At 54.2% G+C, this 26,655-nt stretch carries 22 protein-coding genes; 18 read left to right on the top strand and 4 right to left on the bottom strand.

Annotated elements, in window-relative coordinates:
• The first annotated feature begins 182 nt into the window (after window positions 1-182).
• Both ACVLVH_RS12055 and ACVLVH_RS12050 read left to right on the top strand, forming a co-directional pair.
• Window positions 183-1,340 (top strand): CdaR family transcriptional regulator, encoded by a 1,158-nt coding sequence (locus ACVLVH_RS12055; protein WP_061718082.1) that lies wholly within the window; start codon window positions 183-185, stop codon window positions 1,338-1,340.
• Entirely contained in the window at window positions 1,340-2,566 is a 1,227-nt protein-coding gene (locus ACVLVH_RS12050) for an alginate lyase family protein (protein WP_192412333.1), read from the top strand. Before ACVLVH_RS12055 ends, ACVLVH_RS12050 begins: the two co-directional genes overlap by 1 nt.
• A 42-nt stretch (window positions 2,567-2,608) precedes the next feature.
• Here the strand turns inward: ACVLVH_RS12050 and ACVLVH_RS12045 are convergent, their stop codons facing one another.
• From ACVLVH_RS12045 to map, 4 genes are all read right to left on the bottom strand, one after another.
• Window positions 2,609-3,001: a DUF3461 family protein gene (locus ACVLVH_RS12045; RefSeq protein ID WP_007893894.1), complete on the bottom strand. Its 393-nt coding sequence runs from the start codon at window positions 2,999-3,001 to the stop codon at window positions 2,609-2,611.
• Window positions 3,002-3,294: 293 nt separating this feature from the next.
• Window positions 3,295-4,119 carry a 2,3,4,5-tetrahydropyridine-2,6-dicarboxylate N-succinyltransferase gene (gene dapD, locus ACVLVH_RS12040; RefSeq protein ID WP_008108489.1) on the bottom strand — a complete coding sequence of 275 codons (825 nt, stop codon included), beginning with the start codon at window positions 4,117-4,119 and terminating at the stop codon, window positions 3,295-3,297.
• 76 nt (window positions 4,120-4,195) lie between these two features.
• Window positions 4,196-6,850: a bifunctional uridylyltransferase/uridylyl-removing protein GlnD gene (glnD, locus tag ACVLVH_RS12035; RefSeq protein WP_110867586.1), complete on the bottom strand. Its 2,655-nt coding sequence runs from the start codon at window positions 6,848-6,850 to the stop codon at window positions 4,196-4,198.
• Window positions 6,851-6,920: 70 nt separating this feature from the next.
• The gene (gene map / locus ACVLVH_RS12030; RefSeq protein ID WP_101762049.1) at window positions 6,921-7,715 is read right to left on the bottom strand and encodes a type I methionyl aminopeptidase; all 795 of its coding nucleotides are present in this window, start codon (window positions 7,713-7,715) and stop codon (window positions 6,921-6,923) included.
• 318 nt (window positions 7,716-8,033) lie between these two features.
• On the opposite strand from map, the gene rpsB reads away from it, so the two are divergent.
• The 16 genes from rpsB to dnaE all read left to right on the top strand — a co-directional run bounded on the left by rpsB (window position 8,034) and on the right by dnaE (window position 26,655).
• A complete protein-coding gene (gene rpsB / locus ACVLVH_RS12025) occupies window positions 8,034-8,753 on the top strand; it encodes a 30S ribosomal protein S2 (protein ID WP_007893898.1) in 720 nt (239 codons plus the stop codon).
• A gap of 182 nt (window positions 8,754-8,935) precedes the next feature.
• Window positions 8,936-9,787 carry a translation elongation factor Ts gene (gene tsf / locus ACVLVH_RS12020; RefSeq protein ID WP_101762048.1) on the top strand — a complete coding sequence of 284 codons (852 nt, stop codon included), beginning with the start codon at window positions 8,936-8,938 and terminating at the stop codon, window positions 9,785-9,787.
• Between the two features lie 154 nt (window positions 9,788-9,941).
• Complete coding sequence (pyrH, locus tag ACVLVH_RS12015) at window positions 9,942-10,667, top strand: UMP kinase (RefSeq protein WP_007893903.1); 726 nt, start codon at window positions 9,942-9,944, stop codon at window positions 10,665-10,667.
• Between the two features lie 142 nt (window positions 10,668-10,809).
• Window positions 10,810-11,367 carry a ribosome recycling factor gene (frr, locus tag ACVLVH_RS12010; protein WP_036649587.1) on the top strand — a complete coding sequence of 186 codons (558 nt, stop codon included), beginning with the start codon at window positions 10,810-10,812 and terminating at the stop codon, window positions 11,365-11,367.
• Between the two features lie 119 nt (window positions 11,368-11,486).
• Window positions 11,487-12,689: a 1-deoxy-D-xylulose-5-phosphate reductoisomerase gene (gene ispC, locus ACVLVH_RS12005; protein ID WP_192412747.1), complete on the top strand. Its 1,203-nt coding sequence runs from the start codon at window positions 11,487-11,489 to the stop codon at window positions 12,687-12,689.
• Window positions 12,690-12,854: 165 nt separating this feature from the next.
• Complete coding sequence (gene ispU / locus ACVLVH_RS12000) at window positions 12,855-13,607, top strand: (2E,6E)-farnesyl-diphosphate-specific ditrans,polycis-undecaprenyl-diphosphate synthase (RefSeq protein WP_007893909.1); 753 nt, start codon at window positions 12,855-12,857, stop codon at window positions 13,605-13,607.
• An 18-nt stretch (window positions 13,608-13,625) separates the two neighbouring features.
• Window positions 13,626-14,483, top strand: a complete 858-nt coding sequence (gene cdsA / locus ACVLVH_RS11995) for a phosphatidate cytidylyltransferase (RefSeq protein ID WP_101762046.1) — start codon at window positions 13,626-13,628, stop codon at window positions 14,481-14,483.
• Window positions 14,484-14,495: 12 nt separating this feature from the next.
• Window positions 14,496-15,845, top strand: a complete 1,350-nt coding sequence (gene rseP, locus ACVLVH_RS11990; protein ID WP_101762045.1) for a sigma E protease regulator RseP — start codon at window positions 14,496-14,498, stop codon at window positions 15,843-15,845.
• 51 nt (window positions 15,846-15,896) lie between these two features.
• Window positions 15,897-18,308, top strand: a complete 2,412-nt coding sequence (bamA, locus tag ACVLVH_RS11985) for an outer membrane protein assembly factor BamA (RefSeq protein ID WP_137386845.1) — start codon at window positions 15,897-15,899, stop codon at window positions 18,306-18,308.
• 95 nt (window positions 18,309-18,403) lie between these two features.
• Window positions 18,404-18,904 (top strand): OmpH family outer membrane protein, encoded by a 501-nt coding sequence (locus ACVLVH_RS11980; protein WP_007893920.1) that lies wholly within the window; start codon window positions 18,404-18,406, stop codon window positions 18,902-18,904.
• Window positions 18,905-18,907: 3 nt separating this feature from the next.
• Window positions 18,908-19,933, top strand: a complete 1,026-nt coding sequence (gene lpxD, locus ACVLVH_RS11975) for a UDP-3-O-(3-hydroxymyristoyl)glucosamine N-acyltransferase (protein WP_137385193.1) — start codon at window positions 18,908-18,910, stop codon at window positions 19,931-19,933.
• A gap of 189 nt (window positions 19,934-20,122) precedes the next feature.
• Complete coding sequence (fabZ, locus tag ACVLVH_RS11970; protein ID WP_007893924.1) at window positions 20,123-20,578, top strand: 3-hydroxyacyl-ACP dehydratase FabZ; 456 nt, start codon at window positions 20,123-20,125, stop codon at window positions 20,576-20,578.
• A gap of 3 nt (window positions 20,579-20,581) precedes the next feature.
• Entirely contained in the window at window positions 20,582-21,370 is a 789-nt protein-coding gene (gene lpxA / locus ACVLVH_RS11965) for an acyl-ACP--UDP-N-acetylglucosamine O-acyltransferase (protein ID WP_101762042.1), read from the top strand.
• Between the two features lie 3 nt (window positions 21,371-21,373).
• Window positions 21,374-22,522, top strand: coding sequence for a lipid-A-disaccharide synthase (gene lpxB / locus ACVLVH_RS11960; protein WP_101762041.1), 1,149 nt, complete (start codon window positions 21,374-21,376; stop codon window positions 22,520-22,522).
• Window positions 22,515-23,141, top strand: a complete 627-nt coding sequence (gene rnhB, locus ACVLVH_RS11955) for a ribonuclease HII (protein ID WP_137385194.1) — start codon at window positions 22,515-22,517, stop codon at window positions 23,139-23,141. Before lpxB ends, rnhB begins: the two co-directional genes overlap by 8 nt.
• Before the next feature lie 31 nt (window positions 23,142-23,172).
• Window positions 23,173-26,655, top strand: a complete 3,483-nt coding sequence (dnaE, locus tag ACVLVH_RS11950) for a DNA polymerase III subunit alpha (RefSeq protein ID WP_192235645.1) — start codon at window positions 23,173-23,175, stop codon at window positions 26,653-26,655.

Here is a 26,655-nt window from a genome sequence, read left to right as displayed (position 1 = left end):
TTCAGGTTGTTGATAACAGGCGAGCTTTGGCTCGCCTTTTTTGTGTCTGTGCAAATGTCCGGTACTGAATGTGACGCTTACCGCAAATCCCGCATAATCCCGCTGGCTATGTGCAGTTGCACAATGTCAGCGCCGTAACGGATGCGTATTCTGTCTGTTCGTCCTTATCTCCGGAGTGTTTGATGGCCACCTATCATCTCGATGCGCGACTGGCTCAGGATATTGTTGCCCGCACCATGCAAATTATTGACAGCAATGTCAACGTGATGGATGCGCGTGGTCGCATCATCGGCAGTGGCGATCGTGAGCGCATTGGCGAATTGCACGAAGGCGCGCTTTTGGTGTTGTCACAAGGGCGCGTGGTAGACATCGACGAAGCGGTGGCAAAACATCTGCACGGCGTGCGTCCTGGCATCAATTTGCCGCTGCGCATTGATGGCGATATCGTCGGCGTGATCGGTTTGACCGGCCAACCGGCAACGCTGCGTCACTACGGCGAATTGGTGTGTATGACCGCCGAAATGATGCTGGAACAGGCGCGTTTGTTACACATGCTGGCGCAGGATAGCCGCTTGCGAGAAGAGCTGGTGCTGAATCTGGTGCGCAGCGAAACCTTATCGCCAGCGCTCAGCGAATGGGCGCAGCGGCTCGGCATCGATCTCAATCAACCGCGCGTGGTGGCGGTGGTGGAAGTGGACAGCGGCCAGCTAGGCGTTGATAGCGCCATGTCTGAGCTGCAACAGCTGCAAACGCTGCTGACCACGCCGGAACGCGACAACCTGATTGCGATTGTTTCACTCACCGAAATGGTGGTGCTGAAACCGGCACTGAATGCGCATGGCCGCTACGATCAGGACGATCATCGCCGCCGCGTGGATCAACTGCTGCAACGCATGAAGGAGAGCGGCCAGGTGCGAATGCGCATCGCGCTCGGCAACTACTTTACCGGTCCCGGCAGCATCGCACGTTCGTACCGCACCGCGCGTACCACCATGATGGTGGGCAAACAGCGCATGCCGGAACAGCGCAGCTATTTTTATCAGGATCTGGTGCTGCCGGTGCTGCTCGACAGTTTACGCGGCGGCTGGCAGGCCAACGAACTGGCACGCCCGCTGGCAAAGCTGAAAAGCATGGATAACAATGGCTTGCTGCGACGCACGCTGGTGGCGTGGTTCAGCCACAACGTGCAACCCAGCGCTACGGCACGCGCGCTGTTCATTCATCGCAACACGCTGGAGTATCGCCTCAACCGTATTTCCGAGCTTACCGGGCTCGATCTGGGCAATTTTGACGATCGCTTGCTGCTGTACGTGGCGCTTCAACTGGATGAGCAAAGTTAATGAGAAACCTGTGGATTGCGTTGCTGTGGCTGTATAGCGCGCTAAGTTTGGCTAACGATCCGGCCTTTCTCTCATTAAACGATCTGCAGAAAGTTAAGCAGCAGCTGGCACATCATCAGGCCGCGCCGCCAACGCTCGACGCCTGGCATCAGCTTAAACAGCAAGCGGATAACGCGCTACAACACCCCAATCCCAGCGTCACCGATAAAGGTATGATGCCGCTGAGCGGCTCGAAGCAGGATTATTTAAGCCTGAGCGCCTATTGGTGGCCGGACGCCAGCAGCGCCGACGGCCTGCCGTGGCAGCGTCGTGATGGCGAAGTGAATCCTGCCAGTAAGAATGATCAAAGTGATGGCGTGCGGCTGGCGCGCTTTACCGCCGATTTTCAGGCGCTGACGCTGGCCTGGTATTTATCTGGCAATCAACGTTATGCCGACAAAGCGCTGGCGATGATGCGTCACTGGTTTATCAATCCCACCAGCCGTATGCACCCTAATCTTAACTTTGCTCAAGGCATTCCGGGCCGATCCGCGGGCCGCCATGATGGCGTGCTCGATGGGCGCTACTTTGCCACGCGCGTGGTGGATGCGCTGACTTTGCTACGCAATGCGCCCGGTTGGCAGCCTGCCGATCAGCAAGCGATGCAGCAGTGGTTTAGCGAGTATCTGCACTGGCTGCGGCACAATCCGCTAGCACTGCAAGAAGCGGCGGCGGTGAATAATCATGGCAGTTGGTATTGCACGCAGGTGGCGGGAATCGCGTGGTATCTGGGCGATCGTGAGACAGTCACAGCGATGGTAGAGTTGGCGCGCAATAAAATTGCGCTGCAAATTCGTGCCGATGGCAGCCAGCCCGCAGAGTTAGCGCGCACGCGATCCTTCCATTACAGCTACTTCAATCTGCAGGCGCTTAGCGCATTGGCGCAGCTAGCCGGTAAAGCAGGGTTAGGCGATTTATGGCATAGCCAGCAGCCAGGCGGATCGTTGCTGGCAGCGCTCGACATGATGGCGCCGTACAGCGATGCCGCTAAAGTCTGGCCGTGGAAAAACCGCGATCGCGTGAGCCAGCGCATCATTCCGCTGCTTTCAATGGCCGATAACAGCCTGCAGCAGCCGCGTTATCAACAGTGGATCATGCAGACGCATTGGAAAGATCAAAAGAGTGGGGCGGTGAGGCAGGCACAGCGTGATACCTGGCTGCTTTCGCTGCCTTATCAGCAGCCATAAAAAAAGGCCAGCATCGGCTGGCCTGTTATTTAAAGCGCGAAATTAACGGTTGTTGCGGGTCAGCTGATCAAGGTCTGATTCGATTTCAGCGATCTTGTTCGAAACCACGCTTTCCAGATGGCGCAGATCCGCCAGAATTTTGCGCTTCAGATCCACTTCAACCTGGTCGCGCTGGCAAATCTGGTCCAGCTCATCGATCACATAACGCAGGTTCGGGCTGATTTCCTGCACTTCTTTGTAACCCTGGCTGGTGTGATCGGCGACAACGGTTTTGCGCTGACGTGGATATTTGAATTTCACGCTTTTAGCAAAGAATTCACCTTTGTCTTTGCGGAAGTAGATTTTAAGAATGTCGTTGTTAGCTTCCTGACGCAGGCTGTAACGGTCGATGTCGTCAGGGTTGCTGATACCTAAGCTTTTCAGGTTGTCGTACATAGCGTTTATATTCCATCTAAGAGTGGGTGAGCGCGCAGGACTATCATCATCATTCGGGATGCAGCAGAAACGCGGCAACCGGAACGCTTACGGCATACTTAATCAACTGTAGACACAAAAACCGGGATGAACAGTGCGCGACCGGAGTTAACTTGGCGCGGATTATGAACTGTTTGAAAAATAAACGCACGTGTTAATTCGCGGCGCGAAACAGGTAATTCTGGCGGGAGTGTAAACAAATAATTACGGGCCTGTAGGCAGGCCCGTCGGGAAGATCTTCAGGCAGGAGAAGCTCAGTCGATGCTGCGCAGCAGTTCGTTAATACCTGTTTTGCTGAGAGTTTTAGCGTCAACTTTCTTCACAATTACCGCGCAGTACAGGCTGTAGCTACCATCTTTAGACGGTAGGTTACCGGAAACCACCACGGAACCCGCTGGAACGCGACCGTAATGCACTTCGCCAGTTTCGCGGTCAAAGATTTTGGTGCTCTGGCCGATGTAAACGCCCATGGAGATCACGGAACCTTCTTCGACGATCACGCCTTCCACGATTTCTGAACGTGCGCCAATGAAGCAGTTATCTTCGATGATGGTTGGGTTAGCCTGCAGCGGCTCCAGCACGCCACCGATGCCCACGCCGCCTGACAGGTGGACGTTTTTACCGATCTGCGCGCAAGAACCCACGGTCGCCCAGGTATCAACCATGGTGCCTTCATCAACGTAAGCGCCGATGTTGACGTAGGAAGGCATCAGCACGGTATTACGTGCGATGAATGCGCCCTGACGCACGGCAGCAGGTGGCACAACGCGGAAACCGGCGTTTTTAAAACGCGCTTCATCCCAGCCAGCAAACTTCATTGGCACTTTGTCGTAGAAGCGGGTTTCCGACCCTTCCATGACCTGATTGTCGTTGATGCGGAACGACAACAGCACTGCTTTCTTCAGCCACTGATGCGTTACCCACTCACCGTTGATCTTTTCAGACACGCGCAGTTCACCGCTATCCAGCAGGCCAATAACCTGGGTGATAGCATCGCGGGTCGCGCTGTCTACGCTAGATGGCGTGATGTCGGCGCGGCGCTCAAAGGCAGATTCGATAACGCTCTGTAACTGTTGCATAATGATTTCCTAAGTCTGTAATACGGGTGCCAGCATCGCACTGGCACGGTAAATAAATTTGATTAATCGATTGCGGTCACACTTTATCGTTTGGATTAAGGGCCTCTGTCAACCTCTGTTGCAACACATTGCGCATTTCCACCCCAAGCGCACGCCGCTCGCTATCGGCGAGGATGAAAAGATCCTCAACCCGTTCACCAATCGTACTGATGCGTGCGCCGTGCAGCGACACGCCCAAATCGGCGAATACTTCACCCACGCGCGCCAGTAAGCCGGGCTGATCGAGCGCGACCAATTCCAGATAACTGCGGCGGTCGGTGTGCGTCGGCAGGAAATTGACTTCGGTATCGACACTGAAATGCTTGAGGCGCGCAGACTGGCGACGCGTACGCGGCGGAACCCATTCGTTTTGCGTGATGGCTTGTTCCAGCGCCTGAATGATCAGCGGATGGCGATCGGCGGCCAGCGGGCTGCCATCCGGCTCCAGCACAATAAAAGTGTCCATCGCCATGCCATCGCGACTGGTAAAGATCTGCGCATCATGCACGCTGAGATTGCGGCGATCCAACTCGCCGGCCACCGCCGCAAACAGGTGCGGACGATCCGGGCTCCAGATAAAGATCTCGGTACCGCCGCGCGTGGCCTGCGGGCTGACCAGCACCAGCGGTTTGTTGAGATCGTGATGAATTAAATGACGCGCATGCCAGGCGAGCTGATTCGGTGTGTGGCGCAGGAAATAGTCGGCGCGGCAGCGGCTCCAGATATGGTGCAAACGCTCTTCATCGAGGTTTTCCATCCGCAGCAGCGCCAGCGCTTGCAGACGATGATGGCGCACGCGCTCGCGCAGATCCGGGCTGTTTTCCATGCCGCGGCGCAGCTGTTTTTCGGTCGCGAAGAACAGCTCGCGCAACAAACTCTGCTTCCAGCTGTTCCACAAGCTTTCATTGGTGGCGCAGATATCGGAAACCGTCAGGCACGCCAGATAGCGCAAGCGGTTTTCGTTCTGCATCACTTCGGCGAATTGCTGAATCACGGTGGGATCCTGAATATCGCGGCGCTGCGCGGTGACTGACATCAATAAATGATGGCGTACCAGCCAGGCAACCAGCTGCGTTTCGCGGGAGTTCAGTCCGTGTAATTCGGCAAAGTCGAGTGCATCCTGCGCGCCGAGAATGGAGTGATCGCCGTTGCGGCCTTTGGCGATATCGTGCAGCAGCGCAGCCATCAGCAACAGTTCCGGCTGTGGCAGGCGCGGCCAGAGTTCAACGCACAGCGGATGCATCGGGCGCGTGGCTTCGTCGGCAAAACTCTCCAGCTTCTGCAGCACGCGGATGGTGTGCTCATCCACCGTGTAAGCGTGGAACAGATCGAACTGCATCTGGCCAACGATGTTGCCCCACAGCGGCGTATAGGCCCATAACACGCTGTGACGATGCATCGGCACCAGCGCGCGCTTAACCGCGCCAGGATGACGCAGAATCGCCATAAAGGTTTCACGCGCTTCAGGAATCTGACACAGCGGCTGCTTCAAATGGCGGCGCGCATAGCGCAGCTGCCGCAGCGTGGTGGAATAAATACCTTTGATGTTTTCGTTACGCACCATCACGTAGAACATACGCAGGATGGCTTGCGGCTCACGCTCAAACAGCGTGAGATCGCGCAGGTCGATGAGATCACCGCGAATCTGGAAATCGTCATCAATGTTGCGCGGTTTTTCAGTGGTCGACAGCGCCAGAATCGCTTCATCGAACAGCTGCAGCAGCATTTGATTGAGTTCGCCGATGCGACGCGTGACGCGATAGAAGTCCTTCATCATGCGCTCAACCGGCTCGTTGACTTCGCCAAGATAGTTGAGGCGTTGAGCGACGGTGAGTTGGCGATCGAACAGCAGACGATTGTCATAGCGTGGCAGCGTTAAGTGCAGCGCAAAGCGAATGCGCCACAAAAATTCCTGACACTCGTTGATTTCATTGCGTTCCGCTTCGGTGATAAAGCCGAAACCAACCATCTCATCCATGGTGGTGGCGCCAAAGTGACGACGCGCCACCCATTGCAGCGTGTGTATGTCGCGCAGGCCGCCGGGGCTGCTTTTGATATCCGGTTCGAGGTTATAGCTGGTGCCGTGATAGCGCTGATGGCGCTCCTGCTGCTCTTCAATTTTGGCGGCGAAGAAGCGCGACGACGGCCAGAAACCATCGCTGAAGATGTTCTTTTGCAGTTCGAGAAACAGCGCCACATCGCCAGTGAGCATGCGCGATTCGATCAGGTTGGTGGCGACCGTAAGATCGGATAAGCCTTCCAGCAGGCACTCTTCCAGCGTACGTACGCTGTGACCAACTTCCAGCTTCAAATCCCACATCAGCGTTAGCAGCTCGCTGGCGCGCTGCGCGGCTGTGTCGTCCAGCGGCTGGCGGCTGAGGATCAGCACATCAATATCGGAGAGCGGATGCAGTTCGCCGCGACCATAACCGCCAACGGCAACCAGTGCGATCTCCTTCATCTGGTCGAAACCAAAGAAGCGCCACAGACGACGCAATAAGCGGTCGATAAACAGCGTGCGGGCATCAATCAGAGATTCAATATCGGTGCCCGCATCAAATGCAATGCCCAGGTGCTGCTGGAATTGCTCAAGATAGTGTTTGAGCTTGTCGCGCGTCAGGGCGTCATCCGGCCAGCTGGCGGGGGAATCGGTCAGGCCTTTGTGTACTGCTTCGGTCACGCTACCACTCATCAACATGCCTCTTCATTACGCACATAAAAAAGGCCAGCGATAAGCCGGCCTGGTACTGTTAGCGAGATGATTACGCGACGTTTTCGAGCACCGCTGGAAGGGTGTCGTCTTCACGCAGCGTCAGAATCTCACAGCCGTTTTCTGTCACCACAATAGTATGCTCATACTGCGCGGACAAGCTGCGATCTTTGGTTTTCACGGTCCAGCCATCCTTCATGGTGCGGATGCGGTAATCACCGGCATTGACCATCGGTTCGATGGTGAAGGTCATGCCTGCTTGCAACACCACGCCGCTATCATCCGCGTCGTAATGCAGTACCTGCGGCTCTTCATGGAAGCCTTTGCCGATGCCGTGACCGCAATACTCGCGCACCACCGAAAAATCCTGTGCTTCGACATACTGCTGAATCGCGCGGCCCAGTTCACGCAGACGAATACCCGGTTTCACCAGACGCAGCGCGATATAGAGACTTTCCTGAGTAACGCGACACAGGCGCTCGCCCTGAATGGTGGCTTTACCGACGATGAACATTTTTGAGGTATCGCCGTGATACTCATCTTTGATCACCGTGACATCGACGTTAACCACGTCGCCATCCTTCAGCACGCGATCGTCGCTCGGAATACCGTGACATACCACTTCATTCACCGAAATACACACCGATTTCGGGAAGCCGTGATAGCCGAGGCAGGCGGAAATCGCCTGCTGCTTCTGCGTGATGTGTTCGTGGCAGAGACGATCCAGTTCACCGGTGGTGACGCCAGGCACCACGTGCGGGGCAATCATCTCCAGCACTTCAGCGGCAAGGCGGCCCGCCACGCGCATTTTTTCGATTTCTTCAGGGGTTTTAATTGAAATAGCCATTAAATTAATCCGCAATCGTCGAATTTTTCGACAATAATGAGTTCTGTGGCAGTCATGTTAGCAGCCAGCAAAAGGGCTGCCAAATGGCGATTGTCTGCGCCTGCGGCGCTCAACTACTATTGGCGTATTCCTGCGCATTGTGGTATAAAGCGCGCCGACGATTCTCTGTCACCGACGTTTGGCTGGCAGGAAACGCATAAAACTCATTATGTGTACTAAAACACACATGTATCGACACATACGCCGGGGTGCCTTGAAAGAGGTCGGTCGTATGGGATACATGGAGGCCCAACCCCAAATCAAACTTTAGAGGTAATCATGGCAACTGTTTCAATGCGCGACATGCTCAAGGCTGGTGTTCACTTTGGTCACCAGACCCGTTACTGGAACCCGAAAATGAAGCCATTCATCTTCGGCGCACGTAACAAGGTTCACATCATCAACCTCGAGCAGACTGTGCCAATGTTCAACGACGCTCTGGCTGAGTTGAAAAAGATCTCTTCCCGTAAAGGTAAGATCCTGATCGTTGGTACTAAGCGCGCTGCTGCCGAAGCGGTAAAAGAGTCAGCTCTGAGCTGCGACCAGTTCTTCGTAAACCACCGCTGGTTGGGTGGCATGCTGACTAACTGGAAAACCGTTCGTCAGTCAATCAAACGCCTGAAAGATCTTGAGTCTCAGTCTCAGGACGGTACTTTCGACAAACTGACCAAGAAAGAAGCGCTGATGCGCACTCGCGAACTGGCCAAGCTGGAAAACAGCCTGGGCGGTATCAAAGATATGGGCGGTCTGCCGGATGCACTGTTCGTTGTTGACGCTGATCACGAGCACATCGCTATCAAAGAAGCAAACAACCTGGGTATCCCAGTATTTGCTATCGTTGATACCAACTCTGATCCAGACGGCGTTGACTTCGTTATCCCAGGTAACGACGATGCGATCCGTGCTGTAAGCCTGTACCTGACTGCCGTTGCCACTACCGTGCGCGAAGGCCGTTCACAGGATCTGGCTGAGCAGGCTGAAGAAGCTGCTGAAGCTTAATAAGGTTCGCTCTTTCTAAGAGCCCTTAGACATCAGATGTTATCTGTTAAGGGGGCCGTTCAGGCCCCTTTATTTTATCTAAGTCTGTCACGCTCACTACAGAGCGAGCGGGGCAGAGTAAATTTTCCGCAACAAGTTTCTGACAGTGTGTGAGCACACAGAGACGAATCGAGGATTCTGGAATGGCTGATATTACCGCTGCATTGGTAAAAGAACTGCGTGAGCGTACTGGCGCAGGCATGATGGACTGCAAAAAAGCGCTGACCGAAGCGAACGGCGACATCGAGCTGGCGATTGAGAACATGCGCAAATCTGGCGCAATCAAAGCGGCTAAGAAAGCAGGCAACGTTGCTGCTGATGGCGTGATCAAAACCAAAATCGCTGACGGCTTCGCGGCGATCCTGGAAGTAAACTGCCAGACCGACTTCGTTGCAAAAGATGGCGGTTTCCAGGCGTTTGCTGACAAGGTTCTGGATGCAGCTGTCGCTGGCAAAGTTACCGATGTGGAAGTTCTGAAAGCGCAGTTCGAAGAAGAACGCGTAGCGCTGGTTACGAAAATCGGTGAGAACATCAACATCCGTCGTATTGCTATCCTGGAAGGCGCTGAGCTGAACAGCTATCAGCATGGCGCACGTATCGGTGTGGTTGTTTCTACCACCGGTGCTGACGAAGAACTGAGCAAGCAAGTTGCTATGCACATCGCTGCGAGCAAGCCAGAATTCGTTAAGCCAGAAGACGTGTCTGCAGACGTGGTTGAGAAAGAGTACCAGGTTCAGCTGGATATCGCCATGCAGTCTGGCAAGCCAAAAGAAATCGCAGAGAAAATGGTTGAAGGCCGCATGAAGAAATTCACCGGCGAAGTTTCTCTGACCGGTCAGGCTTTCGTTATCGACCCAAGCAAAACCGTTGGCCAGGCGTTGAAAGAGAAAAACGCTGACGTCATCAACTTCATCCGCTTCGAAGTGGGCGAAGGCATTGAGAAAGTTGAAGCTGACTTCGCAGCAGAAGTTGCTGCAATGTCCAAACAGTCTTAATGGTCCGAAAGAACCGCCACAAGGCGGTTCTTTTTTGTCTGCGATTTAGTGCAGCACTTTCAGTCTCATCCCAATAGCTTTTCTCGCGGGCTTTGCGGATGATCGACCAGATTTTACTTCTCCTTTTCATCATATCTTCCAGGAAGAACTGACCATGGCGACCAACGCAAAACCTGTATATCAACGTATCCTGCTAAAACTGAGTGGCGAAGCACTGCAAGGTGCCGAAGGTTTTGGCATCGACGCGAGCGTGCTTGACCGCATGGCGCAAGAGGTGAAAGAGCTGGTTGAGCTGGGCATTCAGGTGGGTGTGGTTATTGGTGGCGGTAACCTGTTCCGCGGCGCAGGTCTGGCCCAGGCGGGCATGAACCGTGTGGTCGGCGACCATATGGGCATGCTGGCAACAGTGATGAATGGCCTGGCAATGCGTGACGCGCTGCACCGTGCGTATGTCAATGCGCGCTTGATGTCAGCGATTCCGCTGAACGGCGTGTGTGATAACTACAGCTGGGCAGAAGCGATCAGCCTGCTGCGTAATAACCGCGTCGTGATCTTTGCGGCCGGTACCGGCAACCCGTTCTTTACCACTGACTCTGCAGCCTGCCTGCGCGGCATCGAAATCGAAGCCGACGTGGTACTGAAAGCCACCAAAGTAGACGGCGTCTACTCTGAAGATCCGGTGAAAAACCCGGATGCCACGCTGTATGACCAACTGAGCTATGCAGAAGTGTTGGATAAAGAGCTTAAAGTGATGGATCTCGCCGCCTTTACGTTGGCGCGTGACCACAAACTGCCTATCCGCGTCTTCAACATGAACAAGCCTGGCGCATTGCGTCGCGTCGTGATGGGTGAAAAAGAAGGCACCCTGATTACGCATTAATACCCGACGCGCGTTAAAATAAGGTATATTCTTTTGCCGCGATGCTCTGACATCGCGCAGCAATTAGGATGATCGATGTTTATCGATACCGCTTCCGGTTAGCCCGGAAATGGCCAGGTCAACCGAATTCAAGGGTTTCAACGTGATTAACGACATTAAAAAAGATGCAGACACGCGCATGGAAAAATGTGTGGATGCATTTAAAAACAACATCAGCAAAATCCGCACCGGCCGAGCTTCGCCTTCACTGCTCGACGGCATTGTGGTTCCTTATTACGGTACGCCAACGCCGCTGCGCCAGCTGGCTAGCGTGACGGTTGAGGATTCACGTACGTTGAAAATCAACGTATTTGATCGCTCGCTGAGCGCTGCGGTTGAGAAAGCGATTATGACGTCTGATTTGGGTCTGAACCCAAGCTCAGCCGGTAGCGATATTCGTGTGCCGCTGCCAGCGCTGACCGAAGAGCGTCGTAAAGACCTGATCAAGATCGTACGTGGCGAAGCAGAGCAGGGCCGTGTTTCCGTGCGTAACGTCCGCCGTGACGCCAACGATAAGATCAAAGCGCTGCTGAAAGACAAAGAGATCAGCGAAGACGACGAACGTCGTACGCAGGACGAGATCCAGAAAATGACCGATGCGCACATCAAGAGTGTTGATGCCGCATTGGCCGATAAAGAAAAGGAACTGATGGACTTCTAATTCCATCAACTGCTTTTCAAAACGCCGTTCAGAGACGAGACGTGTTCGACTCTGGCGGCGTTTTACATTGTGTCTGGCGCTGTTGCGGACACTCTCCACGACTTCACAGGGATAGCATGATGAAGCGATTAACTCTGCTGGGATCGACCGGCTCCATTGGCACCAGCACGCTGGCGGTGATTGCCGCAAATCCTGAACTTTATCAGGTGACCGCGCTGGTGGCTGGCCAGAATGTGGCGTTGATGGCTGAACAATGCCTGCAATTCCAACCGCGCTATGCCGCGATGTCCGACGAGACTTCCGCACAAGCGTTGCGTGAGCGACTGAAAGCACTCAACGTTAATACCGAAGTGCTCTCCGGCGTTCAGGCAGCCTGCGAATTGGCCGCGCTGGATGACGTGGATCAGGTGATGGCGGCGATTGTTGGCGCCTCAGGTTTACAGCCCACCATGGCGGCGATTCGCGCCGGTAAAACCGTGCTGCTGGCCAACAAAGAGTCGCTTGTCACATGCGGCCGTCTGTTTATGGAGGCGGTACGCCAACATCAGGTGCAATTGCTGCCGGTCGATAGCGAGCACAACGCCATTTTTCAGAGTTTACCCGCTTCCATACAGCATCAGTTGGGGTACGCTGATCTGCGGGGAAACGGCATCGAGTCGATTCTCCTTACGGGATCGGGTGGTCCTTTTCGTGACACGCCATTAGCGGATTTAGCCGGTATGTCGCCGGATCAGGCTTGTGCGCATCCGAACTGGTCAATGGGGCGTAAAATCTCCGTTGACTCGGCCACCATGATGAATAAAGGTCTTGAATACATTGAAGCCCGCTGGCTGTTTAATGCGACTGACGCGCAGATGGAGGTGATCCTGCATCCGCAGTCGGTTATCCATTCGATGGTGCGTTATTGCGACGGCAGCGTGCTGGCGCAACTGGGCTCTCCGGATATGCGGACGCCTATTGCGCACAGCATGGCATGGCCAGCACGTATTTCTGCGGGCGTAACGCCGCTCGACTTCACGCGCATGAAGTCGTTGACGTTTTCCGAGCCGGACTACGAGCGCTATCCTTGCCTGAAGCTTGCGATTGATGCCTGTGCCACAGGTCAGGCCGCGACGACATCGCTGAATGCAGCGAATGAAGTGGCGGTGGCAGCTTTTCTGCAGCACCAGATTCGCTTTACCGATATCGCCGCCATCAACAGCGAAGTGCTGGCGTCCCTGAGTTGTCAGGAGCCGGGCAGCATTGACGAGGTGATGGAGATCGATCGGTTAGCGCGCGTGCGTGCCAATGAATTGTTACCGCGCTTTCGTTTAGCAGGTTGATAGTTCCCGCTATTTGTTCGCTCTGGGTGAAAATGGTATAGTCGCTCGCTCGCGTTTCACAGCCGACATTGTTTCGATGTCATCTGGCGTGTTTGCCGGAGTTTGCTGCAGGCGCAATGTATTCAGAAACCACAGCATTTCTGATGAAAGGAATTATTACGCGTTATGTCGTCCAACAATCACAACACAATCGATGACGAGTCGTACTGCACGCCACGTCACGTGGCCATCATTATGGATGGTAATGGTCGCTGGGCAAAAAATCAGGGCAAACTGCGTATTTCAGGCCACAAAGCCGGGGTAAAATCAGTACGCCGGGCTGTCAGCTTTGCGGTTAGCCATAAACTGGAAGCGCTCACGCTTTATGCGTTCAGCAGTGAAAACTGGAGCCGTCCGATTCAGGAAGTGACAGCGTTAATGGAGTTGTTTGTCTGGGCGCTCGACAGTGAAGTTAAAAGCCTGCACAAACACAATGTGCGTCTGCGCATTATTGGCGATATCAGTCGTTTCAATAACCGAATTCAGGAACGCATTCGCCGCGCCGAGGAACTGACTCAGCAAAATAATGGACTGACCCTAAACATTGCTGCCAACTATGGCGGTCGTTGGGATATTATCCAGGGTGCCAGAAAATTGGCCGAACAGGTTCAGGAAGGTTTACTGCGTCCTGACCAGATTACCGAAGAAAGCCTGGCTCCGTATCTGTGTATGCAGGAGCTGGCGCCAGTGGATTTAGTGATAAGGACCGGGGGAGAGCATCGGATTAGCAACTTCCTGCTGTGGCAAATCGCCTATGCTGAGTTTTGGTTTACCGATGTTCTTTGGCCTGATTTTGATGAAAACGTTTTTGAAGGTGCACTGAATGCATTCTCTACGCGGGAGCGACGCTATGGCGGTACTGCACCAGGCGGCGCCTAAGCAATTTGGGGGTAACCTTTGCTGAAGTCTCGTCTGATTACCGCGTTAATTTTGATTCCGCTGGTGATCGCTGCACTGTTCTGGTTACCCCTGTCCGGTTTTGCGATTATCACTATCATCATTTGCATGCTTGCCGCCTGGGAATGGGGGCAGTTTGCCGGCATGAAAACGCGTCAGCAACGTATCTGGCTGGCCGTGCTTTGCGGCCTTTTGCTGTCCGCGATGCTCTTTACCCTTGAACCCTATCAACGCAATCTGCACCAATTCCAGATGGAAGGCTCGCTCTGGGCATCGCTGTTGTGGTGGATTGTCGCGCTCATCTTAGTACTGTTCTATCCCGCTTCTGCCGCGTTGTGGCGTCACTCACGTACGCTGCGCCTGCTGTTTGGCGTGCTCACCTTGATTCCGTTCTTCTGGGGCATGATGGCGCTGCGTCAGTATCATTATGATACTGACCATTTCGCCGGCGCATGGTGGCTGCTGTTCGTAATGTTCCTTGTCTGGGGCGCAGATTCCGGTGCTTACATGTTTGGTCGCCTGTTTGGCAAACACAAGCTGGCACCGAAAGTCTCTCCGGGTAAAACCTGGGAAGGTTTCTTCGGTGGGCTATTGTCATCTGCCATCATCGCCTGGCTGTTTGCTCTGCTGGCACCGCTTTCGGTGGCGCCGGGCACGCTCATTATCTGTGCGGTGATTGCGACGCTGGCATCGGTATTGGGCGACCTGACAGAAAGTATGTTCAAGCGTGAAGCGGGCATTAAAGACAGCGGTAACTTGATTCCGGGGCACGGTGGTATTCTCGATCGTATTGATAGCCTGACTGCTGCGGTGCCGGTGTTTGCCTGCCTGCTGCTGTTGGTGTTTCGCACCCTCTGAGGATAGCTGGCGATGTTGAGTATACTCTGGAGTTTTGCCGCCTTTATCGTGGCGCTTGGCGTGCTAATTACCGTGCACGAGTTTGGCCATTTCTGGGTGGCGCGCCGCTGCGGTGTTAAAGTTGAACGTTTCTCGATTGGCTTTGGTAAAGCGCTGTGGCGTCGCAGCGATCGTCAGGGCACCGAATATGTCATCGCGCTGATCCCTCTTGGCGGCTACGTCAAAATGCTCGACGAACGCGTTGAAAGCGTTCCCGCCGAACTACGTCATCAAGCCTTCAACAATAAAACCGTGCTGCAACGTGCTTCGATTATCGCAGCCGGTCCTATCGCCAACTTCATCTTCGCCATCTTTGCTTACTGGGTCGTGTTTATTCACGGCGTGCCGGGTGTGCGTCCTGTAGTTGGTGAAATTCTGAACGGTTCCGTCGCTGCCGAAGCGCAAATTACCTCCGGCATGGAACTTAAAGCGGTAGATGGTATCGAAACGCCTGATTGGGATGCTGTGCGTATGGCGCTGATCGGTAAAATCGGCGACAGCGATGCCACGCTTACCGTCTCGCAATTTGGCGAAGAAGCCACGCAGCAAAAGCAATTAAATTTGCGCGATTGGCAATTTGAGCCTGATAAACAGGATCCGGTGGTCGCTTTAGGTATTCGTCCACGTGGGCCGCAGATTGAAACGACCTTAGCCGAAGTTCAGGCAAACTCACCGGCAAGCAATGCTGGTTTGCAAGCGGGCGATAGGATCGTTAAAGTCGATGGTCAGCCATTATCACAGTGGCAGGCTTTTGCGGCACAGGTGCGGGATAATCCGGGCAAAAACATGGCGCTAGATATCGAGCGCAACGGCGAACCTGTGGCGTTGACGTTAACGCCGGAAGCGAAACCGGGCAATGAAGCGGAAGGCTTCGCGGGTGTCATCCCGCGTGTGATTCCGCTGCCTGATGAGTACAAAACGGTAAGGCAGTATGGACCTTTTGCGGCGATCGGCGAAGCCAGTGTAAAAACCTGGCAGTTGATGAAGCTAACAGTCTCCATGCTGGGCAAGTTGATAATCGGGGATGTGAAGCTGAATAACCTGAGCGGGCCGATTTCGATCGCGCAGGGTGCCGGGTTATCAGCAGAGTACGGGGTGATTTATTACCTGATGTTCCTGGCGCTGATCAGCGTCAACCTGGGCATCATTAACCTGTTCCCTCTGCCGGTTTTAGATGGTGGTCATCTGCTCTTTCTGGCGATCGAAAAGATCAAAGGTGGACCGGTGTCCGAGCGAGTTCAGGACTTTAGTTATCGCATTGGCTCAATATTGCTAGTGCTGTTAATGGGGCTTGCACTTTTCAATGATTTCTCACGTCTGTAATAGCTGGAACGCATACAGGCGCGGGATGTGTTAGGAAAACGCATAACAACGATGGCGATGAAAAAGTTGCTCATAGCGTCGCTGCTGTTTAGCAGCGCCACCGTTTACGGTGCAGACGATTTCGTAGTGAAGGACATTCATTTCGAAGGTCTCCAGCGAGTCGCCGTCGGCGCGGCTCTGCTCAGCATGCCGGTACGTGTCGGTGATACGGTGAATGACGATGATGTCAGAAACACCATTCGCTCACTGTTCGCCACCGGTAACTTTGAAGATGTGCAGGTTCTGCGTGACGGTACAACCCTGATTGTTCAGGTGAAAGAGCGTCCAACCATTGCCAACATCACTTTCTCCGGCAACAAAGCGGTGAAAGAAGATCAGCTGAAACAGAACCTCGAAGCCTCTGGCGTGCGCGTTGGCGAAGCGCTGGACCGCACCACGCTCTCTTCAATCGAGAAGGGTCTGGAAGACTTCTACTACAGCGTCGGTAAATACACCGCCAGCGTCAAAGCGATTGCTACGCCGCTGCCGCGCAACCGTGTGGATCTGAAATTCGTCTTCCAGGAAGGCGTTTCAGCGCAGATCCAGCAGATCAACATCGTCGGTAATAAAGCATTTACCTCTGATGAACTGATCTCGCGCTTCTCACTGCGTGACGAAGTGCCATGGTGGAACGTGGTGGGCGATCGTAAATACCAGAAACAGAAGTTAGCGGGCGATCTCGAAACCCTGCGCAGCTTCTATCTGGATCGCGGTTATGCGCGTTTCAACATCGATTCCACGCAGGTGAGCCTGACGCCAGATAAGAAAGGCATCTACATCACCGTGAACATCAACGAAGGCGATCAGTACAAGATTGCCGGCGTGATCGTGAACGGCAGCATGGCGGGCCATTCTGCTGAAATCGAAAAGATGACCAGGATTCCAGCGGGTGAGCTGTATAACGGCACTAAAGTCACCCAGATGGAAGATGACATCAAGAAATTGCTGGGTCGCTACGGTTACGCCTATCCGCGCGTAATGACGCAGCCAGAAATCAACGATGCTGACAAAACCGTCAAGCTGCACATCAACGTGGATGCGGGCAACCGTTACTACGTGCGTAAAGTGCGCTTTGAAGGTAACGACACCTCAAAAGATTCCGTACTGCGCCGTGAAATGCGTCAGATGGAGGGTGCCTGGTTGGGCAGCGACCTCGTCGATCAGGGTAAAGAGCGTCTGAATCGTACCGGTTACTTCGAAACCGTGGATGTGGATACGCAACGTGTTCCGGGTGCGCCGGATCAGGTTGATGTGGTCTACAAGGTGAAAGAGCGTAACACCGGTACTTTCAACTTTGGTGTCGGTTACGGTACTGAAAGTGGCGTCAGCTTCCAGGTGGGCGTGACCCAGGAAAACTGGCTCGGCACCGGTAACACTGTTGGCATCAGCGGTACCAAAAACGATTACCAGACCTATGCTGAGTTCTCACTGACCGACCCATACTTCACGGTCGACGGCGTGAGCCTTGGCGGTCGTTTGTTCTATAACGACTTTAAAGCTGATAACGCCGATCTGTCTGACTATACCAACAAAAGTTATGGTCTCGACGGTACGCTGGGCTTCCCGGTCAATGAAAATAATACGCTGCGTGTTGGTTTAGGTTATGTGCATAACGACCTGTCCAACATGCGTCCTCAGGTTGCGATGTGGCGTTATCTGGATTCGGTCGGTCGCCATCAGGGCTTGAACGATGATGGTGATTTCTCTGCAGATGATTTCACCTTCAACTACGGTTGGACCTATAACACTTTAGACCGCGGCTTCTTCCCTACGCGCGGTAACCGTACCAACCTGAACGGTAAAGTGACGATTCCAGGCTCTGATAATGCGTTCTATAAAGCGACATTGGATAGCCAGCAATATGTGCCGCTGAACCGCGATGGTACGTGGGTGGTGTTAGGCCGTGGCCGTGTAGGATATGGTGACGGACTTAATGGAAAAGAGATGCCGTTCTATGAGAACTTCTACGGCGGTGGCTCGAGCACGGTTCGTGGCTTCCAGTCCAACACCATTGGTCCTAAAGCTGCGTACCTGAACGATGGCTCGTCAAACTGTAAGATCTCTGATCCAAACGGCGTCTGTAAGTCGGACGATGCGGTTGGTGGTAACGCCATGGCGATTGCCAGCCTGGAGCTGATTACACCAACGCCGTTCCTGAGCGAGAAGTATGCGAATTCCGTGCGTACCTCGGTGTTTATGGATGCCGGTACCGTTTGGGATACCAAATGGCAGAACACTGCAGAAACACGCGCGGCGGGTGTGCCAGATTACAGCGATCCTAATAACATTCGCGTCTCTGCCGGTGTGGCACTGCAGTGGATGTCACCGTTAGGACCGCTGGTCTTCTCATACGCCCAGCCGATGAAGAAAGTCGAGGGAGACAAGTCAGAGCAATTCCAGTTTAACATTGGTAAAACCTGGTAAGGCTCTGAGCAGGGAAGTGAAAATACCGTCTTGCACGCGTGCTGCCTGATAATGCGGCACGCTGCAAAAACACACGTTGAGGTAAGGAGTTTATAGTGAAAAAGTTGTTCTGTGCTGCTGCTCTGGGTGTTGCATTAGCTGCTTCTGCGGGTGCCCAAGCGGCTGATAAAGTTGCCGTCGTAAACCTGAGCCAGGTTTTCCAGCAGTCTCCGCAGCGTGCCGCTGTTGCTAAACAGCTTGAAGGTGAATTCCAGAGCCGCGCCTCTGACCTCCAGTCTCAGCAGCAGAAGATCCAGCAAGAAATTCAGGATCTGCAGCGTAATGCATCGACCATGAAAGCGAGCGACCGCACCAAGAAAGAGAAGCAAATCTCTTCTGAGCGTGCTGCCTTTGAACAAAAAGCACAGGCTTTTGACAAAGACAACCAAACTCGTCAGATGCAGGAGCGTAACAAGCTGCTGGCTAAAATCCAGACCGCTGTTCAGTCTGTAGCGAAAAGCGAAGGTTACGATCTGGTTCTGGACTCTCAGGCCGTGCTGTACTCTTCTTCTGATGCTAAAGACATCACTGCTGACGTTGTAAAACAGGTTAAATAATTGATGTCATCAATTCGACTGGCTGATTTAGCCCAGCAGTTGGATGCAGAATTGCACGGAGATGGCGATATCGTCATCTCCGGCATTGCTTCTATGCAATCCGCCACAACTGGCCAAATCACTTTTCTTGCAAACAGCCGCTACCGCGAGCAGCTCGCTACTATCCAGGCTTCAGCCGTGGTGCTGACGGAAGCGGATCTGGAGTGGTGTAAAACGGCCGCCCTGGTGGTGAAAAATCCTTACCTGACTTATGCCCGCATGGCACAACTGCTGGACACCACGCCGCAGCCCGCGCAGAATATCGCGCCCAGCGCGGTGATCGATGTAACGGCTAAGCTGGGTAACAACGTTTCGGTAGGCGCAAATGCGGTGATCGAGTCTGGCGTAGAGCTGGGTGACGACGTCGTTATTGGCGCAGGATGTTTTGTTGGTAAGCAGACGCGTATCGGTCGCGGCTCACGTTTGTGGGCTAATGTCACGATTTATCACGAAATTCAGATTGGTCAGGATTGTCTGATTCAGTCCGGCACCGTCATTGGTGCTGATGGTTTCGGGTATGCTAACGATCGCGGCAATTGGGTGAAAATCCCGCAGCTGGGTACCGTCGTGATTGGTGATCGGGTTGAAATTGGTGCCTGTACTACCATCGATCGCGGCGCGCTGGATAACACTCTGATCGGCAATGGTGTTATCATAGATAACCAGTGTCAGATTGCGCACAACGTCGTGATTGGTGATAACACCGCTGTTGCGGGTGGTGTGATCATGGCGGGTAGTCTGAAGATTGGACGTTACTGTATGATTGGCGGCGCCAGCGTCATTAACGGCCATATGGAAATCTGTGACAAAGTGACCGTAACGGGCATGGGCATGGTAATGCGCCCGATCACAGAGCCAGGCGTATATTCGTCGGGTATTCCACTGCAACCCAACAAAACCTGGCGTAAAACAGCAGCGCTGGTGATGAACATCGATGAAATAAGCAAACGCTTAAAAGCCATCGAACGTAAGGTCGGTAAAGACGACTAAACGCATCCCACGCTACTTGCTTTCATAACAAGAAGTGTACTTTCTTCCACCTTCGGTAACCCGAGAATGGCAGCAGGTATCGTAAGAAAGCGAAACGCCCCGAACTAATTTGCGGCCTGCGGAAGATCATTTTGATCGGTGCAGGCCGTGTTATTGATGCCATCAGATTTTTAGGACAGGAAGAGTATTTTGACTACTGAAACGCATACTCTGAAAATTGAAGAGATTTTAGAACTGCTGCCACACCGCTATCCTTTCTTGCTGGTTGATCGCGTGCTGGATTTTGAAGAGCATAAATATCTGCGCGCGGTGAAGAACGTTTCTGTTAACGAACCGTTTTTCCAGGGACATTTCCCTGGTAAGCCGATTTTCCCAGGCGTTCTGATCCTGGAAGCGATGGCGCAAGCGACCGGTATTCTGGCGTTCAAAAGCGTTGGGAAACTGGAACCAGGCGAACTCTATTACTTCGCTGGTATCGATGAAGCCCGTTTCAAACGTCCGGTTGTGCCGGGCGATCAGATGATCATGGAAGTGACCTTCGAGAAAACCCGTCGTGGTCTGACGCGCTTTAAAGGCGTGGCGACCGTGGACGGCAAAATTGTCTGTGAAGCGACCATGATGTGTGCCCGTAGCCGGGAGGCATAATAAGTGATTGATTCAACCGCCAATATCCATCCCAGTTCTGTCATTGAAGAGGGTGCCGTCATCGGCGCCAATGTTCACATCGGCCCGTTTTGCTTTATCGGCGCTAATGTGGAAATTGGTGAAGGAACCGTACTCAAATCGCACGTGGTGGTGAACGGCCACACGCGTATAGGCAAAGACAATCAGATCTACCAGTTCGCTTCCATCGGTGAAGTGAATCAGGACCTGAAATATGCGGGCGAACCGACGCGCGTTGAAATTGGCGATCGCAACCGCATCCGCGAGAGCGTCACCATTCATCGTGGCACCACGCAGGGCGGCAATGTGACCAAGGTCGGCAGCGATAACCTGCTGATGGTGAATGCTCACATTGCGCATGACTGCGTGATCGGCAATCGCTGCATCTTTGCTAACAATGCCACGCTGGGCGGTCACGTCACCGTTGATGATTTTGCGATTATCGGCGGCATGACGGCGGTACATCAGTGGTGCACCATTGGTGCTCACGTGATGGTTGGCGGTTGTTCAGGCGTCGCGCAGGATGTGCCGCCATATGTTATTGCGCAGGGCAACCACGCAACGCCATACGGTATCAACATCGAAGGTCTGAAGCGTCGCGGCTTTAGCAAAGAAGCGCTGCATGCCATTCGCAACGCGTACAAACTGCTGTACCGCAGCGGCAAAACGCTGGATGAAGTGAAACCAGAGATTGAAGAGCTGGCGAAACAACACAGTGAAGTGCAGCCTTTCTATGACTTCTTTGCCCGTTCAACGCGTGGATTGATTCGTTAATCCATGTCAGCGCGTCCCCTAACGATTGCCCTGGTCGCCGGAGAAACCTCCGGCGATATTCTTGGTGCAGGTCTCATCCGTGCGTTAAAAGCGCGCCATCCTGATGCGCGCTTTGTTGGCGTGGCCGGTCCGCTGATGCAGGCCGAAGGCTGCGAAGCCTGGTATGAGATGGAAGAGCTGGCGGTGATGGGCATCGTCGAAGTGCTGGGACGCCTGCGGCGTCTGCTGAAAATTCGTCGTGACCTGACGCAGCGCTTCACCGAACTCAAGCCGGATGTGTTCGTGGGCATTGATGCGCCGGATTTCAACATCACGTTGGAAGGCCGTCTCAAGCGCGCGGGTATTCGCACTATTCATTACGTCAGCCCTTCCGTTTGGGCATGGCGTCAAAAGCGCGTTTTCAAAATCGGCCGCAACACCAATCTGGTGCTGGCATTCCTGCCGTTTGAAAAAGCGTTTTACGATCGCTTTAACGTGCCGTGCCGCTTTATCGGCCACACCATGGCTGATGCGATGCCGCTGCAGCCCGATAAGCTGGCGGCGCGCCGCGAGTTAGGCATTGCTGACGAGGCGATTTGCCTTGGCTTGTTGCCGGGCAGTCGCGGTGCCGAAGTGGAAATGCTCAGCGCCGATTTCCTGCGCGCCGCGCAGCTGCTGCGTCAGCGCTATCCCACGCTGGAAATCGTGGTGCCGCTGGTGAACGCCAAACGCCGCGCGCAGTTTGAGCAGATCAAAGCGCAAGTTGCGCCAGAACTGCCGATGCATTTGCTGGATGGCAAAGGCCGTCAGGCGATGCTGGCCAGCGATGCCGCTATTCTTGCGTCTGGCACCGCCGCGCTGGAGTGCATGCTGGCGAAATGCCCGATGGTGGTCGGTTATCGCATGAAGCCGTCTACTTTTTGGCTGGCAAAACGTCTGGTAAAAACGCCGTACGTTTCCCTGCCAAATCTGCTGGCCGGTCGCGAGCTGGTGAAAGAGTTGCTGCAGGACGAATGCCAGCCCGACGCGCTCGCCGCGGCGCTGGAGCCGTTACTGCACGCTGGCCCGGAGCGCGAAGCGCTACTGAAAACCTTCACCGAACTGCATCAACAGATTCGCTGGAATGCCGATGAGCAGGCGGCGGATGCGGTACTGGAGATTATCAATGGCTGAATTTATCTATCCCAACGCGCAGCGGATTGCTGGCGTTGATGAAGTAGGGCGCGGCCCGCTGGTTGGCGCCGTGGTCACGGCGGCGGTGATCCTCGATCCCGCCAACCCGATTGCCGGACTGGCCGACTCGAAAAAGCTCTCCGAGAAGCGTCGTCTGGCGCTGTATGACGAGATCACAGAGAAGGCGCTGGCCTGGAGCCTTGGTCGTGCCGAGCCAGAGGAGATCGATCAGCTCAATATTCTGCACGCCACCATGCTGGCGATGCAGCGCGCGGTCGCGGGTTTGCACATTGCACCGGACTTCGTACTGATCGATGGCAACCGTTGCCCGGCGCTGCCGATGCCCTCGCAGGCGGTGGTGAAGGGTGATAGCCTGGTGCAAGCGATCAGTGCCGCCTCGATCATCGCAAAAGTCACGCGCGATCGTGAAATGACCGAGCTGGATTTGCTGTTCCCGCAATATGGCTTTGCGCAACACAAAGGCTATCCAACCGCGCTGCACATGGAAAAGCTGACGCAGCACGGCGCCACACCTCATCATCGTCGCAGCTTTGCGCCGGTGCGTAACGCCTTGATTGATGCCGATGTGCTGGCAGCCCGCCAGCCAACTACGCTTTAATAGCCTGACGCTGTTTTAACCGGAAACTGATATGGCTGAACCTCGTTTTATACATCTGCGCGTCCACAGTGATTACTCCATGGTTGATGGTCTGGCGAAAACCGGACCCTTAGTCAAGAAGGCGGCTGCGCTGGGCATGCCGGCGATTGCCATTACCGATTACATCAACCTGTGCGGGCTGGTGCGTTTTTACGGTAGCGCACACGGCGCGGGGATCAAGCCGATTATTGGTGCTGACTTCCAGGTTGCCAGCGAATTGATGGGCGATGAGCTGACACAGTTAACGCTGCTGGCGGCCAATAACACCGGTTATCAAAACCTGACCTTGCTGATTTCACGTGCATATCAGCGCGGTTACGGCATTGCGGGCCCAATCATCGATCGCGACTGGCTGCTGGAGCTGGGCGAAGGCCTGATTCTGCTGTCTGGCGGACGTCGCGGCGACGTGGGCCGCAGTCTGCTGCGCGGCAATAGCGCGATGGTAGCGCAGTGTTTGAGCTTTTATCAGGAACACTTCCCGAATCGTTATTACCTGGAATTGATGCGCACCGGTCGCGCCGATGAAGAAGCGTATCTGCATGCCGCCGTCGAGCTGGCGGTGGCCGAAGGCGTTCCCGTCGTTGCCACCAACGAAGTGTGCTTCCTGAATGAAGAAGATTTTGATGCGCATGAAATCCGCGTCGCGATTCATGACGGCTATACGCTGGACGATCCCAAGCGTCCACGTAACTACAGTCCTCAGCAATATATGCGCAGTGAAGAGGAGATGTGCGAGCTGTTCTCGGACATTCCGGAAGCGCTGGAAAATAGCGTAGAGATTGCTAAGCGCTGTAACGTAACGGTGCGCCTCGGCGAATATTTCCTGCCGCAGTTCCCCACCGGTGACATGAGCACTGAAGACTTCCTCGTGGCGAAGTCACGTGAAGGCCTGGAAGAGCGTATGGAATTCCTCTTCCCGGATCCGGCGGTGCGCGCAGAAAAACGCGTGGAATATGATGAACGTCTGGAGATTGAACTCACTGTTATCAACCAGATGGGCTTCCCGGGCTACTTCCTGATCGTGATGGAGTTTATTCAGTGGTCGAAGGACAACGGCATTCCCGTCGGCCCAGGCCGCGGTTCGGGTGCCGGTTCATTGGTGGCGTATGCGCTGAAAATCACCGATATCGATCCGCTGGAGTTTGACCTGCTGTTCGAACGTTTCCTGAACCCGGAACGTGTGTCGATGCCTGACTTTGACGTTGACTTCTGCATGGAGAAGCGCGATCAGGTGATCGATCACGTGGCCGATATGTATGGACGCGATGCGGTATCGCAGATCATCACCTTCGGTACCATGGCGGCGAAAGCGGTCATCCGCGATGTGGGACGCGTACTCGGTCATCCGTACGGTTTTGTTGATCGTATCTCGAAACTGATCCCGCCGGATCCGGGCATGACGCTGGAGAAAGCTTTCCTGGCTGAACCGCAGCTGCCGGAGATCTACGAGGCTGATGAAGAGGTGAAAGCGCTGATCGACATGGCGCGCAAACTGGAAGGTGTCACGCGTAACGCCGGTAAACATGCCGGTGGTGTGGTGATCTCGCCGACCAAAATCACCGATTTTGCGCCGCTCTACTGCGATGAAAACGGGCAATTCCCGGTTACCCAGTTTGATAAGAATGACGTGGAATATGCCGGGCTGGTGAAGTTTGACTTCCTTGGCCTGCGTACGCTTACCATCATCGACTGGGCGCTGAAGATGATTAACCCGCGCCGTGAAAAGCAGGGTTTGCCACCGATTGATATCGCCGCCATTCCGCTGGATGACAAGAAAAGCTTTGATATGCTGCAGCGCTCGGAAACCACGGCGGTGTTCCAGCTTGAATCGCGCGGCATGAAAGATCTGATCAAACGTCTGAAGCCTGACTGCTTCGAAGATATGATCGCACTGGTGGCGCTGTTCCGTCCGGGACCGCTGCAATCGGGCATGGTAGATAACTTCATTGACCGTAAGCACGGTCGCGAAGAGATCTCTTATCCGGATATTCAGTGGCAGCACGAAACCCTGAAGCCGGTGCTGGAGCCGACCTACGGCATCATTCTGTATCAGGAACAGGTGATGCAGATTGCGCAGGTGCTGTCTGGCTACACACTGGGCGGTGCGGACATGCTGCGTCGTGCGATGGGTAAAAAGAAACCCGAAGAGATGGCGAAGCAGCGTTCGGTGTTCCGGGACGGCGCGGAGAAGATGGGCGTCGACGGTGAGCTGTCGATGAAAATCTTCGATCTGGTAGAAAAATTTGCCGGTTATGGCTTTAACAAGTCGCACTCCGCCGCTTACGCGCTGGTTTCCTATCAAACCCTGTGGCTGAAAGCGCACTATCCGGCAGAGTTTATGGCGGCCGTAATGACCGCTGATATGGATAACACCGAGAAAGTGGTTGGCCTGGTCGACGAATGCTGGCGCATGGGCCTCAAAGTGTTGCCGCCAGACATCAACTCCGGTTTGTATCCGTTCCACGTCAATGACGAAGGCGAGATCGTTTACGGCATCGGCGCGATCAAAGGCGTGGGTGAGGGCCCGATCGAAGCGATCATTGATGCGCGTAATGAAGGCGGCTACTTCAAAGAGTTGTTTGATCTCTGTGCGCGCACCGACACCAAAAAGATCAACCGTCGCGTAATGGAAAAACTGATCATGTCGGGCGCATTCGATCGTCTCGGCCCGCATCGCGCGGCTTTGATGAGTGCACTCGGCGATGCATTAAAAGCGGCCGATCAGCATGCTAAAGCCGAAGCCATCGGCCAGGCCGATATGTTTGGCGTGCTGGCCGAAGAGCCAGAGCAGGTAGAGAAATCCTACGCCAGCATCACGCCGTGGCCGGAACAAATTCAACTGGATGGCGAACGAGAGACTTTGGGTCTCTATCTTACCGGACATCCGATTAACCAGTATTTGAAAGAAATTGAGCGTTACGTCGGCGGCATGCGGCTGAAAGACATGCATCCGACAGATCGTGGTAAAGTAACCGTCGCGGCGGGGCTGGTGATTGCCGCCCGCGTGATGGTCACTAAACGCGGTAACCGAATTGGTATTTGTACCATTGACGATCGTTCTGGTCGTCTTGAAGTGATGTTATTTACCGATGCGTTAGATAAATACCAGCAGTTGCTGGAGAAGGACCGTATCCTGATCGTCAGTGGACAGGTCAGCTTTGATGACTTTAGCGGTGGCCTTAAAATGACCGCTCGAGAAGTGATGGACATCGACGAAGCGCGGGAAAAATACGCGCGCGGACTTGCTATCTCGCTGACGGACAGGCAAATTGATGACCAGCTTTTAAACCGTCTCCGCCAGTCTCTGGAGCCTCATCGTTCCGGGACCATTCCGGTGCATCTCTACTATCAGAGAGCCGATGCGCGAGCGAAGCTACGCTTTGGTGCAGCGTGGCGTATTTCGCCCAGCGATCGTTTACTCAACGATTTGCGGTCGTTAGTAGGATCGGAGCAGGTGGAACTGGAGTTTGACTAA

The sequence above is a fragment of the Kluyvera sp. 1366 genome (genome assembly GCF_054823405.1).
The sequence above is the reverse complement of the archived record's forward strand: the minus strand, read 5'-3'. Positions and strand labels throughout refer to the sequence as shown.